Source organism: Mycobacterium sp. SMC-4 (assembly GCF_025263265.1).
Taxonomy (GTDB): domain Bacteria; phylum Actinomycetota; class Actinomycetes; order Mycobacteriales; family Mycobacteriaceae; genus Mycobacterium.
Map to the genome: position 1 here is coordinate 4,482,369 of NZ_CP079869.1, position 13,287 is coordinate 4,495,655.

The window sequence follows — 13,287 nt, forward strand, 5'->3', positions numbered from 1 at the left end:
ACGGTGCGGGCACTGGTCATCGGCGAAGCGCTCATCGACATCGTCGAGCGCAGCGAACAGCCCACGCGCGAGCACGTCGGTGGCAGTCCGCTCAATGTGGCCGTCGGTTTGGCCCGGCTCGGCCGCGATGTCGACTTCCTGACCCACATCGGCGCCGACGAACGCGGTCGGCGAATCACCGAGTATGTCGAATCCTCGGGAGCCCAACTGGTTTCGGGAAGCGTTACGGCCCCCCGGACCGCCACGGCACGTGCAGTGCTGGATGCCGCCGGTTCGGCCACCTACACCTTCGACATCGAGTGGCAATTGAGCGGCATTCCCGAGGTCGCGCCGCCACTGGTGGTGCACACCGGCTCGATCGCCGCGGTCCTCGAACCGGGATGCCTGGCCGCCAAGGCGCTGGTCGACACCTACCGCGTCTCGGCCACCGTCACGTTCGACCCGAACATCCGCGCCGCTCTGATCACCGATGCCGACGCGGCTCGGTCCCGGATCGACCGGCTGCTGGAGCAGGCTGACGTCATCAAAGTCAGCAGTGAAGACCTGCACTGGTTGAGTCCGACGCGCACGCCCGAACAGGTGGGGCAGACCTGGCTGGCACTGGGCGCCTCGATCGTCGTGGTCACGTTCGGTGCGCACGGTTCGGTAGCGATGTGTGCCGGCGGGTCGGTCCGGGTACCTGCCGGAAATGTCGACGTCGTGGACACCGTGGGCGCCGGTGATGCCTTCATGACCGGGCTGATCGACGCGTTGTGGTCGATGGATCTGCTCGGCGCCGCCCGACGCCCGCAGCTCGCCGCGATCGGGACCGACGCGCTGACCACCGCGGTGCGCAGCGCGACGGTGGCGTCCGCGCTGACGGTGCAGCATCCCGGCGCCGATCTGCCCGACCGTGTCAGCCTGGATGCGGCCATCGGATCGGACATACTGGGCTGATGCGGTCCATCTGGAAGGGCTCCATCGCTTTCGGGCTGGTCAACGTACCGGTCAAGGTCTACAGCGCCACCGAGGACCACGACATCAAGTTCCACCAGGTCCACGAGAAGGACAACGGCCGAATCCGTTACAAGCGGGTCTGCGAGGTGTGCGGCGAAGTCGTCGAGTACCGCGACATCGCCAAGGCCTACGAGTCCGACGACGGGCAAACGGTGATCATCACTGACGACGACATCTCCACGTTGCCCGAGGAACGCAGCCGCGAGATCGAGGTGTTGGAGTTCGTGCCTGCCGCCGACCTCGACCCGATGATGTACGACCGGTCCTATTTCCTTGAGCCCGAGGGTAAGTCGTCGAAGTCCTATGTTCTGCTCGCCAAGACCCTGATGGAGACCGACCGGGTTGCGATCGTCAACTTCGCGCTGCGCAACAAGACCCGGTTGGCAGCGCTGCGGGTCAAGGACTTCAGCAAGAGAGACGTGATGGTGATCCACACGCTGCTGTGGCCCGACGAGATCCGCGACCCCGATTTCCCGGTGCTCGACAAGGAAGTCGATATCAAACCCGCCGAGTTGAAGATGGCCAGCCAAGTGGTCGATTCGATGACCGACGACTTCAACCCGGACCGGTACCACGACGACTACCAGGAACACCTGCGCGAACTCATCACGGCCAAACTCGAGGGCGGCGAGGCGTTCACGAGCGAAGAGCAACCGCAGGAACTCGACGAGACCGAGGACGTCTCCGATCTGCTGGCCAAGCTGGAGGCCAGCGTGAAGGCTCGCAAAGCGCAGAGCTCGTCGGACAAGTCCGGCGAGTCGGACTCCGATTCCAAGCCCGCCAAGAAGACCCCGGCAAAGAAATCGGCGGCCAAGAAGGCGCCCGCGAAGAAGGCGGCGAAGAAAGCGCCTGCGAAGAAGGCCGCCGCCAAGAAGAGTTGAACCGGCGGCCCCGCCACCCCGATTAGAACGTGTTCCAGAAAGTGGCCACATCGGGCTGACTCCCTTGCTAGCGTGGCGCGCTGTGAGCATAGGGAGGCAGACGTGATCCTGGACCGGTTCCGACTCGACGATCAGGTGGCGGTGGTGACCGGCGCAGGCCGCGGCCTCGGTGCCGCGATGGCTGTCGCGTTTGCCGAAGCGGGTGCTGACGTGCTGATATCGGCCCGCACGCAGTCTCAGCTCGACGATGTCGCCGAGCAGATCCGCGCGGCCGGGCGGCGCGCGCACGTGGTCGCCGCCGATCTGGCCCACGCCGAGGACACCGCCGCGTTGGCCGCGGCGGCGGTCGAGGCGTTCGGCAGACTAGACATCGTCGTCAACAACGTCGGCGGCACCATGCCCAATGCTCTGCTGAACACCTCGGTCAAGGACCTGCGCGACGCGTTCGCCTTCAACGTGGCGACCGCGCACGCTCTGACAGTCGCCGCGGTACCGCTGATGCTCGAGCACGCCGGTGGCGGCAGCATCATCAACGTCACCTCGACGATGGGACGCCTGGCCGGCCGCGGGTTCGCCGCCTACGGGACCGCCAAGGCCGCACTGGCTCACTACACACGGTTGTCGGCGCTCGACCTGGCGCCTCGCATCCGGGTCAACGCCATCGCCCCCGGCTCGATCCTCACCTCGGCGTTGGACATCGTGGCCAGCAACGACGATCTGCGCACGCCGATGGAGCAGGCCACGCCGTTGCGCCGACTCGGCGATCCGGCCGACATCGCCGCCGCAGCGGTGTACCTGGCCTCACCTGCGGGCGGTTACCTCACCGGCAAGACCCTCGAGGTCGACGGTGGCCTGACATTCCCCAACCTCGATCTGCCCATCCCCGACCTGTAAGGACACCCACGCATGGCAATCAAAGTCGCCGCCGTCGGCACCGGAAACGTCGGCCGGCATGCGCTCAGGCAGCTGATCAACGACCCCCGCTTCGAACTGACCGCGGTGTGGGTGTCCTCGCAGGCCAAAGTCGGCAAGGACGCCGGAGAGCTTGCCGGGCTCGACGTTTCGACTGGTGTCGCAGCGACATCCGACCTCGACGAGGTGCTGGCCAGCGGCCCGGACTGCGTCGTGTACACGGCCATGGCCGACAACCGCCTGCCCGAGGCGCTGGAGGACTACCGGCGGATTCTGGCCGCCGGCGTCAACGTCGTCGGTAGCAGCGCGGTCTTCCTGCAGCATCCGTGGAAGGTGCTGCCCGAGGAGATGGTGAGCCCGATCGAGCAGGCCGCCGACGCGGGATCGTCGACCATTTTCGTCAACGGCATCGATCCTGGATTCGCCAACGATCTGCTACCGATGGCGCTGGCCGGTACCTGTCAGAGCATCCAGCAGATCCGGTGCATGGAGATCATCAACTACGACACCTACGACAGCGCTACGGTGATGTTCGACGTGATGGGCTTCGGGGGCAGCCTCGACGACACCCCGATGTTGCTGCAGCCCGGCGTGCTCAGCTTGGCCTGGGGCTCGGTGGTCCGCCAGCTTGCCGCCGGGCTGGATATCGAACTCGACGAGGTCACCGAGGTCCACGAGCGGGTGCCGGCCCCTGAGGACTTCGACATCGCCTCCGGGCACATCGCCGAAGGCACCACCGCGGCAATGCGATTCGAGGTGCGTGGCATCAAGGACGGTCAGGTGGCCGTGGTCCTGGAACACGTCACCCGGCTGCGCGACGACCTGTGCCCGGACTGGCCGCAACCTGCCCAGCACGGCGGCTCGTATCGCATCGAGATCACCGGCGAACCGTCCTATGCGCTGGACCTTTGCCTGAGTAGCCCCAACGGCGACCACAACCATGCGGGTCTGGTCGCGACCGCGGCGCGGGTGGTCAACGCCATACCCGCGGTGGTCGAAGCGGCACCGGGAATCATCACTGCGCGGAAGTTGCCTGCCATAACCGGCAAAGGCTTGTACGCTGACGCGTGAAACTCCCTGGAAGGAATCCTTTGATGAAGGCTCGCCTGAGTTCAGTTGCCGCTCTCCTCGTCGCCGGCGGCGCATCCCTGGCCATCGCCGCGGCACCCGCTGCGCTCGCCCAACCCAACTGCGTCGAGACCGAGCAGGGCGGCGGATACGCCGGTGGCGCGACCACAGTCTGTGAGTCGCCCGGCAACGTCCAGATCGATTCGCGTCCGGGCGTGTATGCCCCCGGACCCATGGGTGGAATGTTCCCGTGGGACTACGGCATGTTCATCCTCTGACGTCATGCGTACCCTGGTGGGTCTCGCGCTGGCCGGTGGCGCAGCCGTCGCACTCGCGACGGCTCCCACCTCGGCGGCTGCTCCCGACTGCACCGATGTCGGGCCCTCGATCACGTTCTGCCAGACCAACGGCAGCACCCAGCTGTCGTCCAAACCCCCACCGATGAGCTACAACGGGTGGAGTGGCGTCGGAGTGTGGCCGCTGGTCGGTCCCTTCGGCATCGGTTCCTGGTGACGTCTTTCCGGCTGACGTTGAACTGACACCCGAGCCGCACCGTCGTCAGGCTGAATGACCGTCCGTCACAAGTATTTCGCGTACGGGTCGAACCTGTGCGTGCAGCAGATGGCGCAGCGCTGCCCGGACGCCACCGATCCAGTACCCGCGACGTTGCGCGACCACGACTGGTTGATCAATGAGCGCGGTGTGGCCACGGTGGAGCCATTCGCCGGCAGCGTGGTCCACGGTGTCGTGTGGCAGGTCTCCGAGCGCGATCTGGCCACCCTCGACAGTGCCGAGGGTGTCCCGGTGCGTTACCGACGCGACCGGATGACGGTCCGCACCGCTGCCGGTACGGCCGCGGCGTGGGTCTACATCGACCACCGGGTCGAACCCGGTCCGCCTCGGCCCGGCTATCTGGACCGGATTCTGGACGGGGCGCGCCACCATCGGCTGCCCGGCGGCTGGATCGAGTTCCTCCAGCGGTGGGATCCCCGGCACTGGCCTCAGCGTCCCGAGCACGTCGACACGGTGGCCCCGCAGACACTCCGCGAGCTCCTCGCCGATCCCACTGTGTCCGAGGAGTCGGCGCTGCGGTCCCGGTTCGGGTTTCTGGCCATCCATGGCGGCGGCCTCGAGCAGATGACCGACGTCATCGCCGAACGGGCCGCAGACGCGGCGAACGCTTCGCTCTACGTGGTGCGTCATCCCGACCACTACCCGCACCACCTGCCGTCGGCGCGCTACGACCCTGGCCATTCGGCCCAGCTCGCCGAGTTCCTCGATCACGTCGACGTGGTGGTCTCGCTGCACGGATACGGCCGGCTGGGGCGCAGTACCCAGATCCTGGCGGGCGGACGTCGTCGCGATCTGGCAGACCACGTCGCCGAGCACGTGGCGATCCCGGGCTACCGCGTCGTCACCGACTTGGCCGCGATTCCCCGCGAACTGCGCGGCCTGCACCCGGACAACCCCGTCAATCGGGTCCGGGGCGGAGGCACCCAGCTCGAACTGTCCGCCCGGGTACGCGGAACCAGTCCGAGAAGCGGACTGCCCGGTGACGACGGCCTCGCGCCGGCCACCTCGGCGCTGGTGCAGGGTCTGGTGCGCGCCGCACGCTCGTGGGAACTGCCGCCGAGTTAGCGCGTCGGGCACCGGAGAAATCCGCGCCTTGGTCCGCTCCGAATAGAAGGTGTGAGACCCGACAGCCCAGGCGGGCACCGGATGAGAGCGGCCCTTTACCGCACCCGCATCACTCATCTGCGGCGCGCGCCCGTCCACCACTACTTCGAGCATCGCAGCTACAGCTGGTTCGTCGATCTCGATGCGCTGCCGCGTGTGCCCCGGTGGCTGCGCCCCTTCGCGACGTTCCGCGCCGGCGACCACCTGTGGGCGGCGCCGGATGACACCCTGCGCGGCCGGGTCGATGCCTATCTGGCCGGCCGGGGCATCGACCTGCGCGGCGGTACCGTCACCGCACTGATGCACGCCCGGGTACTCGGTCATGTCTACAACCCACTCACGTTGTACTGGTGTCACGATGCCGCTGGAACACTGCGTTGCGTCATCGCCGAGGTCCACAACACGAGCGGTGACCGGCACGCCTATGTGCTGCCGCCCTCCGAAGACCACGCCGTTGTGGTGGACAAGAAGTTTCGTGCCTCCCCGTTCGCCGGGGTCGACGGGCACTATCTGGTGCGGGCCCCGCAGCCCGGTGAGACGCTCGACGTGACCATTTCGCTGCACCGTGAGCATCAACCGGCCTTGGTGGCGACGATGCGCGGCTCGCGCCGTCCCGCCGGGATCCGACAGATCCTCGGGCTTCAGGTGACCGCGCCGATGGCCCCGCTGATGAACGTGCTGGGCATGCGGGTCCAAGCCGCCCTGCTGTGGTTGCGCAGGGTCCCGCTGGTGCCCGATCGAGTGCGCGACGAGCAGGTCGCGGTCGGGTCGCCGACGTCGCGGCGACGCATCGACGCGCGCCGAGAATGCCCGGTCAGCCCGATCTTGGCCAGGGAACGCCGGGAGCCAAGCTCACCATGACCGCATCGCTCCTGGTGAAGGACGCTAGGCTACGGCTCGTGACCGCCGAACTCGACGCACTGCTGCGCCAGGTGGCCCACCGCGACGCCGAGGCTTTTGCCGCCTTCTACGACCAGACCCGGTCCCGGGTCTATGGCCTGGTCACCCGCGTGCTGCGGGACCCGGGTTACAGCGAGGAGACGACGCAGGACGTCTATCTGCAGGTGTGGCGCAACGCGGCGAACTACGACCCACAGGCCGGGTCACCGTTGGCCTGGTTGCTGACCCTGGCCCACCGTCGGGCCGTGGATCGGGTGCGCTCCGAGCAGGCCGCCACCACGCGGGAGTCACGGTACGGCGCCGCCACCGTCGATACACCCACCGACCATGTCGCCGACGAGGTGATCCTCGACGACGAGCGCCGCCGGGTGGCCGACTGTCTGGGCTCGCTGACCGACACCCAACGGGAATGCATCGAGCTGGCCTATTACGGCGGTCTGACGTATTCGCAGGTCTCGGAAAGACTCTCGGCCAACCTGGCTACCGTCAAGTCGCGGATGCGTGACGCCATCCGCGGACTCCGCAGATGTTTGGGGGTGGCATGACCAGCCCGCACAGCGAGTTCTTGTCGCTCGCCACGCCCTATGCGCTGCACGCTCTCAGCGCCGCCGAGATGGCTCGCGTCGACCGGGAATTGCGCGACGCCGACCCCGAGGTCGCCGACGCGTTCCTGACCGAGGTGCGCGCGGTGCACGAGACGATGGCCGTGTTGGCCAGCGCCACTGCGGTCGAGCCGCCCGCGCAGCTGCGCGAAGCGGTGCTGAGTCAGATCGTCGACGACCCGGTCCGGGTGCTGCCCACCCAGCAGCGCTCGCGCCGCCGCGCCGCCGCAGTGCTGGGTGCCGCGGCCGCGGTGGTGATCGGGCTCGGCGCGCTCGGAGTCGGGTATGCCTTGCGGCCGACCGCACCGGGGCCTTCGACAGCCGAGCAGGTCTTCGCGGCGCCGGACGTGCGCACCGTGTCCGGGGAGATTCCGGGGGGCGGCACCGCCACGGTGGTGTTCTCCCGTGAACGTGACTCCGGCGTTCTCGTGATGAACAATGTGCCGCCGCCGCAACCCGGGACGGTGTACCAGATGTGGCTGGTCGATTCCGACGGTTCGCATTCGGCCGGCACCATGGACGCCGAGGCCGTCGCGCCGTCGACCACCGCGGAACTACCGGATCTCGGCGCGTCTCGCGCGCTGGCGTTCACGATCGAACCGGCCGGCGGATCCACTCAGCCGACCAGCCCGGCATTCGCCGAGTTGCCGCTCACCTGAGGACTTCCAGGGTCGCGACAGCCATCTCCGACAGCACCTCGTCGACGTCGTTGCGGCGTGCAAAGGCGCGGCGCTGCCGGGTGGCACCGTTGCCTCGGGCCGCGACCTCGGCGAGACCGGCGGTGACGAAGTCGTAGTCACCGACCATCTCCAACGCCGGGCGCACCCGTGCGACCAACCGGTCGAGCACGGTCGTCATCGGCACCGCCGCGTGGTCCTGCCAATCGACACCGTCGCCGTCGATGCCGTCGCGGGCAGCCTTCCAGTAGGCCGCCTTGAGCGCGTACGGCGCCACCGGCTGCATCGGCGTGCCGCGACGCTCGTCCTCAAGGGCAGTCAGCACGCATCCGCGCACCAGTGCGGCCAACAGCACGGTCTCTTCTACGGTCGCAGGAACGTCGGCGACTCTGATCTCGACGGTCGGGAAGTCCGCCGACGGTCGCACATCCCAATAGACCATTCCGTCGTCACGCATCGCCCCCGTCCTGACCAGCAGCTCTACCGCGGCGTCGTACTCGTCGGCGGAGTCGAAGTGCGGTGGCGGACCGGCGCTGGGCCAGCGTGCCCAGAGCACGCTGCGCCAGCTGGCGTGGCCGGTGTCGGAGTTGCGGTAGATCGCCGAATTCGCCGTCAACGCCAGCATCGCCGGCAACCACGGGCGGAGCCGATTGCTGACCTGGATCGCCGCCTCACGGTCGGGAACCTCGACATGCACATGGCACCCACAGATCCCCTGCTCGTGGGCGATCATGCCGAAACGCTCACCGATGTCCCGGTAGCGCGGGGTGTCGGTGACCGGAAACGCACGGGGCAAGGTCGGCGGCAGCGCCACGGCCAACAGCTGAGCTCCGGCGCGCTGCGCGGCGGCCGCCGCCACCCGGCGTAGCCGAAGCAAGTCGCTGCGCAGGTCGGTGGTGGTGTCCACCACCGCGCTGGCGGTCTCGACCTGGCAGCTGGTCAGTTCCAGCTGGAGGTCGACGCCGTCCTTGGCCGCATGTTCGGCGACGGACCGGTTGTAGGGCACCGGGGCCCCGGAGGCTGGGTCGACGAGAAGGAACTCTTCCTCGACCCCGAATGTGGGTGTGCTGGCCATAGCCGAAAATATTGATCCGGCCCGTCGGATAGTTCGACGACGGGCCGGATCGGTGCGATGAAAGTCGATTGCTTTTATGCCCCTGCCGATTCCCATTCAAACCTGGTCCTAGGATCACGATGTGGCAACGAAATTCCGGTTCGGGGTCGGCGTCACCCGGGTCGGTTCCCGGGCCCAACTCCAGGACGCCGCCCGGCGAGCCGAGGACCTCGGCTTCGACGTCCTGCATGTCCCCGATCATCTGGGCGGCCCGGCCCCGTTCCCGGTGATGACCGCGGTCGCGATGACCACCTCCACACTTCGGGTGGGCACCTTCGTCATCAACTCGGCGTTCTACCGGCCCGCACTGCTGGCTCGTGACGTCTCCGCGCTGCACGACCTGAGCGGCGGCCGCTTCGAACTCGGGCTGGGCACCGGTTATGTCAAAGAAGAGTTCGACGCCGCAGGGATCGCGTTCCCCAGTGCCGGAGAGCGCGTCGATCACCTTGAGCTCACCACGCAGTACATCAGCGCACGCCTACCCGACGTCCCGATCATGATCGCCGGCAACGGAAACCGCGTGTTGCGAATCGCGGCGCGGTCGGCCGACATCATCGGGCTGACGGGCGGTGACCGGGCCGCGACAGTCGGGCAGGATCCGCTGGCCGAGCGGATTGCCCACGTCCGCGACGCCGCCGGTGAGCGTTTCGACCGCCTCGAGCTCAATCTGGCGATCACCGCGATGCCGGTCGATGACTCCGGTCGGCCCGATCTGACGATTCCCCGGATCTCGTTGCCCGGCCTCTCCGATGAGGAGCTGCTGCGCCATCCGGGAGTGTTGTCGGGCTCCGCCGATGAGATCGCCGAACGCATCCGCGGGTACCGCGACGTCTACGGCATCAGCTATCTGATCGTGCAGATGCGCCACGCCGAGGCGTTCGCGAAGGTGATCGAGCTGCTCGGGTAGCGAATCACAGCCACAGGTACAGCGCCGAGAGCACGGCCCACAGCGCGACGCAGTAGCCCTCGAACGCGGCGCGCAGCGGGAGCGGCGCGTGCCGTAACTCCATGAAGTCCAAGCCCACCAGCCGGACCTTGATCGCGGCGATCGCCAGCACGATCACCACCGCGGCAGACCCGGCTCCGTGGTCGGCGCCGACGGCCCAGGACACCACGGTGGCGGCCACCAGCAGCACCCAGGTGGACAGGGCGCGGGGTCCGATGAGGCGGAGGGCGGTCATCTCAGCTCACCAGATAGAGCAATGCGAACAGCACGATCCACAGCAGGTCCACCAGGTGCCAGAAGCACGCGGCGCTCTCCACCAGCGCGGTGCGCGTCGGGCTGAGTTCGGAGCGGCGGGCCTGGCTGGCCATGAACGCCAGTGCGCCCAACCCCAGGCACACGTGGAAGAGGTGCAGGCCGGTCAGGATGAAGTAGTAGAGGTAGAAGTCGTTTTCGCCGGGTCCGTGTCCGGCACCTGCCAGTGAGGCGTACTCGAAGACCTTGAGGGCGACGAAGGCCGCCCCGCAGGCTATCGCGGCCAGCGCCGCCCGGCCGGCCAGAACCGGGAGTGCCGCGCGCTGCGCGGCGATGCTCAGCACGACGAACAGCGAGCTGGTGAGCAACACCAGGGTGTTGGTCACGCCGACGCCGAGGTGCAAGGTGGTGCGGGCCGCTTCGAACACCTCCGGCGCCGTCGCGCGCTGTACCAGGAAGGTCACGAAGAAGGCACCGAAGACGAGCATGTCCCCGAACAGGAACACCCAGGTGCCGGCTTCGCCGGGGACCCGTCGCGCGGCGCTCGGCAGCCTGGTGACCGTAGCGGTCATACCCGTTGTGCCTGTTCGGCGTTGATCGACTTCAAGAGCACCGCCGTCGTCGAGAACAGCCAGATCACCAGCACCAGGCCAGGGATGTAGAAGGCGAAGACCCCGTTCCAGGCCAGCGGCCCGTCGTTGAATACGACCACCACGCAGCCGGGCAGCGACAGGGTGGCCACCCACAGGTTGAGATAGCCGTACCAGCGCGGAAATGTCGGCGGCTCGGCGGTGTCGACGAACGCGGCGATCGCGAGGGTGATGTTCTGAACGATGATCGTGCCGACGATGCCGATGAACCACAGCCAGAAGACGTCGTTGAGCGCCTGGGTCAGTTCAGCGGAGCGTTGCTCGGGGCGATAGGCCGCCACTCCGAGGAAGAACTGCGGAAAGATCAGCGCAGGCACGAACACCGTCGCAGCCATCAGCTGGGTCGTGGCCAGCATTCCCCAGCCACCCTCGACGCGGCGGATACGCACGATGATGGCAGCCAGGAACGGTAGCGCCAGAGCGGCGCTGAGCAGTGCGCCCGAGACGCCGAAACGAATCCACAGCTTGTGGTCGACGAAGAAGGTGGCGATCTCGTCGGCCGACGACACCGGTGACAGCGGTGGAAACAGCTGGGCAATACCGGAAAAGCTCGCGCCGTAGAGCAGGATCATGATGCTGCCGCACCAGGCGCCGATACGTTGCAGGGTCAGCTCCACCTTGGGCACGGTACCGGCCCCACCCCGAAGTTTTGACATTTTTGCCATAACTTGTGCGGGCTCCCGCTGCTGTCACTGCGGTGTCGACCGCGGTGATCGGCTCAGCGTGATGGCGCTCTGGTAAGTGATGCGCACGGCTCCGGTGGCCGGCTCCCGGTCGATGACGGCGTCGACTTCGTAGACGTTTCGCAGCAGATCCTGGCTGAACACCTCGGCGGGTGCCCCTGCTGCGGCCACCGTCCCGCTGTCGAGCACGACGACGTGGTCACAGTAGCGAGCGGCCAGGTTGAGGTCATGCAGGGCGATGACGCACGTCGCGTTCAGCGAGCGCAGCAGCTCGAGCAGTTCCAGTTGGTGTCGGATGTCGAGGTGGTTGGTCGGTTCGTCGAGCAGGATCTCGCGCGGCTGCTGCGCCAGCGCACGGGCCAGTTGAGCGCGCTGCTTCTCACCGCCGGACAGGCTGTGCCAGTTGCGGTGTTGCTTGTCGGCGATGTCGACCTGCTCCAGCGCGGCGTCGATGATCTGATGGTCGGCTTCGGTGAGCGGGTCGAAGCGGCCCCGGAACGGAGTGCGGCCGAGCTCGACGACCTGGCGCACCGTGAGGTCGGTGTGCGCCGAGGTGTCCTGCTCGACGACGGCGAGTCGACGGGCGATCGTCCGGCGCCGCTGCGATGCCAGGTCGACGCCGTCGTAGTGGATCTGTCCGGCCTGCGGCCGCCGCAATCCGGCCAGCAGTCGTAGCAGCGTCGTCTTGCCCGACCCGTTCGGACCGAGCAGCCCGACCAGCTGACCGTCGTGGGCGTCGAGGTCGACCCGCTCGAGCAGTCGGGCATTCTTGACCGAGAACGAGACCGCGGTGGCGCAGATGTGCCCCATCAGGACCTCACCCGCCGCAGGACGAGTGCGAACGCGACATCGATCATGGCAACGGTCTTCGGCGCGCGAGGATCAACACGAAGATCGGCACCCCGACCATTGCGGTGACCACACCGACAGGCAGTTCCTGCGGTTCGAACACCGTGCGCGCCACCGCGTCCACCCACACCAGAAAGATCGCTCCGACCAGTGCGCTGACGACGAGCAGCCGACGGTGCAAGGGACCCACGACGATTCGTGCCGCGTGTGGGATCACGAGTCCGACAAAGCCGATGGCACCCGCAGCACTGACCAGGACTGCGGTCAACAGAGCTGTGACGACCAACAGCACGATCCGGACCTGTGTGACCGAGATGCCAAGTGAGGCAGCGGTATCCCGGCCGAACACGAACGCGTCCAACGCGTCGGCCTGACTCAGGCACACCGCGAGGCTGAGCACGCAAATGGCGCCGCACAGCGCGACTTGATTCCAGCTGGCACCGCCGAGCGAGCCGAGCAGCCAGAACAGCACTCCGCGGGTCTGTTGGGCATCGGCAGAGGAAAACACCACGAAAGCGGTCACTGCCGAAAACAGTTCGGTGGCAGCAACACCGGCGAGAACGACGCGCGCCGTCCCACCGCCGACCAGCGCTGCGAGCACCAAGACGAAACCGAAAGCCGCCAGTGCGCCGGCAAACGCTCCCCCGGACAGTCCGAGAAACCCACCTACTCCGGTCACGATGACCAGCACCGCGCCGGTCGAGGCTCCCGAGGAGATGCCCAGAATGAACGGATCGGCGAGCGGGTTGCGCATCATCGACTGCAGGACCACACCGACGACGGCCAGCCCCGCGCCGCAGATCGCTGCCAACAGCGCGCCGGGCAGACGCAACTGCCACACAATCGCGTCGTCGATCAAGGACAGGTCCGAGGGTGCGTTCCACACGTGCCGAGCGATGATGCGGTATACGTCACCGACGCTGAGGTCGGCCGGACCGATGGTGATCGCTGCCGCGATCGACAGCGCCAGCCCGCCGATTCCGATGAGCGCAACCAACGGCATCGCCACCGAGCGCGGACGTCGCCGGGCCGGGCGGCGCTGCGCTCCGAGCTGCGGTGTGGTCAGAGTCGACGGCGGGG

General features: G+C 67.5%; 17 protein-coding genes. 11 read left to right on the top strand and 6 right to left on the bottom strand.

Features of this window, described 5'->3' with window-relative positions; translation table 11 throughout:
* The first annotated feature begins 3 nt into the window (after nt 1-3).
* The 10 genes from KXD98_RS21325 (at nt 4) to KXD98_RS21370 (ending at nt 7,695) form a co-directional block, all read left to right on the top strand.
* Nucleotides 4-936, top strand: coding sequence for a carbohydrate kinase (locus tag KXD98_RS21325; protein WP_260760269.1), 933 nt, complete (start codon nt 4-6; stop codon nt 934-936).
* The gene (locus tag KXD98_RS21330) at nt 936-1,877 is read left to right on the top strand and encodes a Ku protein (RefSeq protein ID WP_260760270.1); all 942 of its coding nucleotides are present in this window, start codon (nt 936-938) and stop codon (nt 1,875-1,877) included. Before KXD98_RS21325 ends, KXD98_RS21330 begins: the two co-directional genes overlap by 1 nt.
* A gap of 102 nt (nt 1,878-1,979) precedes the next feature.
* Nucleotides 1,980-2,771 carry an SDR family oxidoreductase gene (locus KXD98_RS21335; protein ID WP_260760271.1) on the top strand — a complete coding sequence of 264 codons (792 nt, stop codon included), beginning with the start codon at nt 1,980-1,982 and terminating at the stop codon, nt 2,769-2,771.
* A 12-nt stretch (nt 2,772-2,783) separates the two neighbouring features.
* Nucleotides 2,784-3,860 (top strand): diacylglycerol kinase, encoded by a 1,077-nt coding sequence (locus tag KXD98_RS21340; protein WP_260760272.1) that lies wholly within the window; start codon nt 2,784-2,786, stop codon nt 3,858-3,860.
* A gap of 23 nt (nt 3,861-3,883) precedes the next feature.
* Entirely contained in the window at nt 3,884-4,135 is a 252-nt protein-coding gene (locus KXD98_RS21345) for a hypothetical protein (RefSeq protein ID WP_260760273.1), read from the top strand.
* A gap of 4 nt (nt 4,136-4,139) precedes the next feature.
* The gene (locus tag KXD98_RS21350; protein ID WP_260760274.1) at nt 4,140-4,370 is read left to right on the top strand and encodes a hypothetical protein; all 231 of its coding nucleotides are present in this window, start codon (nt 4,140-4,142) and stop codon (nt 4,368-4,370) included.
* Nucleotides 4,371-4,424: 54 nt separating this feature from the next.
* Complete coding sequence (locus tag KXD98_RS21355; RefSeq protein ID WP_260760275.1) at nt 4,425-5,495, top strand: poly-gamma-glutamate hydrolase family protein; 1,071 nt, start codon at nt 4,425-4,427, stop codon at nt 5,493-5,495.
* Between the two features lie 81 nt (nt 5,496-5,576).
* Nucleotides 5,577-6,395, top strand: a complete 819-nt coding sequence (locus KXD98_RS21360) for a DUF1365 domain-containing protein (protein ID WP_260760276.1) — start codon at nt 5,577-5,579, stop codon at nt 6,393-6,395.
* Nucleotides 6,392-6,979 carry a sigma-70 family RNA polymerase sigma factor gene (locus KXD98_RS21365; RefSeq protein WP_260760277.1) on the top strand — a complete coding sequence of 196 codons (588 nt, stop codon included), beginning with the start codon at nt 6,392-6,394 and terminating at the stop codon, nt 6,977-6,979. Before KXD98_RS21360 ends, KXD98_RS21365 begins: the two co-directional genes overlap by 4 nt.
* The gene (locus KXD98_RS21370; RefSeq protein ID WP_260760278.1) at nt 6,976-7,695 is read left to right on the top strand and encodes an anti-sigma factor; all 720 of its coding nucleotides are present in this window, start codon (nt 6,976-6,978) and stop codon (nt 7,693-7,695) included. Before KXD98_RS21365 ends, KXD98_RS21370 begins: the two co-directional genes overlap by 4 nt.
* Here the strand turns inward: KXD98_RS21370 and KXD98_RS21375 are convergent.
* Nucleotides 7,688-8,788, bottom strand: a complete 1,101-nt coding sequence (locus KXD98_RS21375; RefSeq protein WP_260760280.1) for a glutamate--cysteine ligase — start codon at nt 8,786-8,788, stop codon at nt 7,688-7,690. The two genes, KXD98_RS21370 and KXD98_RS21375, sit on opposite strands and share 8 nt — an antisense overlap.
* Before the next feature lie 121 nt (nt 8,789-8,909).
* Here KXD98_RS21375 and KXD98_RS21380 point away from each other — a divergent pair, with 121 nt between their 5' ends.
* On the top strand, nt 8,910-9,734 hold the full coding sequence (locus KXD98_RS21380) for an LLM class F420-dependent oxidoreductase (protein WP_260760281.1): 825 nt from the start codon (nt 8,910-8,912) through the stop codon (nt 9,732-9,734).
* 4 nt (nt 9,735-9,738) lie between these two features.
* On the opposite strand, the gene KXD98_RS21385 is transcribed toward KXD98_RS21380, so the two are convergent.
* The 5 genes from KXD98_RS21385 to KXD98_RS21405 all read right to left on the bottom strand — a co-directional run bounded on the left by KXD98_RS21385 (nt 9,739) and on the right by KXD98_RS21405 (nt 13,210).
* Complete coding sequence (locus tag KXD98_RS21385; protein ID WP_260760282.1) at nt 9,739-10,008, bottom strand: cytochrome C oxidase subunit IV family protein; 270 nt, start codon at nt 10,006-10,008, stop codon at nt 9,739-9,741.
* Nucleotide 10,009: 1 nt separating this feature from the next.
* On the bottom strand, nt 10,010-10,597 hold the full coding sequence (locus KXD98_RS21390) for a cytochrome c oxidase subunit 3 (RefSeq protein WP_260760284.1): 588 nt from the start codon (nt 10,595-10,597) through the stop codon (nt 10,010-10,012).
* The gene (locus tag KXD98_RS21395) at nt 10,594-11,247 is read right to left on the bottom strand and encodes a hypothetical protein (protein ID WP_260765338.1); all 654 of its coding nucleotides are present in this window, start codon (nt 11,245-11,247) and stop codon (nt 10,594-10,596) included. The genes KXD98_RS21390 and KXD98_RS21395 overlap by 4 nt, the downstream gene beginning before the upstream one ends.
* Before the next feature lie 117 nt (nt 11,248-11,364).
* Nucleotides 11,365-12,168, bottom strand: coding sequence for an ABC transporter ATP-binding protein (locus KXD98_RS21400; RefSeq protein ID WP_260760285.1), 804 nt, complete (start codon nt 12,166-12,168; stop codon nt 11,365-11,367).
* Nucleotides 12,169-12,211: 43 nt separating this feature from the next.
* Nucleotides 12,212-13,210, bottom strand: a complete 999-nt coding sequence (locus tag KXD98_RS21405) for an iron ABC transporter permease (protein ID WP_260765339.1) — start codon at nt 13,208-13,210, stop codon at nt 12,212-12,214.
* Nucleotides 13,211-13,287: the final 77 nt, after the last annotated feature.

What these genes read in the sequence shown, in the direction of transcription:
- KXD98_RS21330 (WP_260760270.1), top strand. Translation starts at nt 936, where the DNA reads ATGCGGTCCATCTGGAAGGGCTCCATCGCTTTCGGGCTGGTCAACGTA.
- KXD98_RS21395 (WP_260765338.1), bottom strand. Translation starts at nt 11,247, where the DNA reads ATGATCCTGCTCTACGGCGCGAGCTTTTCCGGTATTGCCCAGCTGTTT.
- KXD98_RS21345 (WP_260760273.1), top strand. Translation starts at nt 3,884, where the DNA reads ATGAAGGCTCGCCTGAGTTCAGTTGCCGCTCTCCTCGTCGCCGGCGGC.
- KXD98_RS21350 (WP_260760274.1), top strand. Translation starts at nt 4,140, where the DNA reads ATGCGTACCCTGGTGGGTCTCGCGCTGGCCGGTGGCGCAGCCGTCGCA.
- KXD98_RS21405 (WP_260765339.1), bottom strand. Translation starts at nt 13,210, where the DNA reads ATGCCGTTGGTTGCGCTCATCGGAATCGGCGGGCTGGCGCTGTCGATC.
- KXD98_RS21400 (WP_260760285.1), bottom strand. Translation starts at nt 12,168, where the DNA reads ATGGGGCACATCTGCGCCACCGCGGTCTCGTTCTCGGTCAAGAATGCC.
- KXD98_RS21370 (WP_260760278.1), top strand. Translation starts at nt 6,976, where the DNA reads ATGACCAGCCCGCACAGCGAGTTCTTGTCGCTCGCCACGCCCTATGCG.
- KXD98_RS21360 (WP_260760276.1), top strand. Translation starts at nt 5,577, where the DNA reads ATGAGAGCGGCCCTTTACCGCACCCGCATCACTCATCTGCGGCGCGCG.
- KXD98_RS21385 (WP_260760282.1), bottom strand. Translation starts at nt 10,008, where the DNA reads ATGACCGCCCTCCGCCTCATCGGACCCCGCGCCCTGTCCACCTGGGTG.
- KXD98_RS21390 (WP_260760284.1), bottom strand. Translation starts at nt 10,597, where the DNA reads ATGACCGCTACGGTCACCAGGCTGCCGAGCGCCGCGCGACGGGTCCCC.
- KXD98_RS21340 (WP_260760272.1), top strand. Translation starts at nt 2,784, where the DNA reads ATGGCAATCAAAGTCGCCGCCGTCGGCACCGGAAACGTCGGCCGGCAT.
- KXD98_RS21355 (WP_260760275.1), top strand. Translation starts at nt 4,425, where the DNA reads ATGACCGTCCGTCACAAGTATTTCGCGTACGGGTCGAACCTGTGCGTG.
- KXD98_RS21375 (WP_260760280.1), bottom strand. Translation starts at nt 8,788, where the DNA reads ATGGCCAGCACACCCACATTCGGGGTCGAGGAAGAGTTCCTTCTCGTC.
- KXD98_RS21365 (WP_260760277.1), top strand. Translation starts at nt 6,392, where the DNA reads ATGACCGCATCGCTCCTGGTGAAGGACGCTAGGCTACGGCTCGTGACC.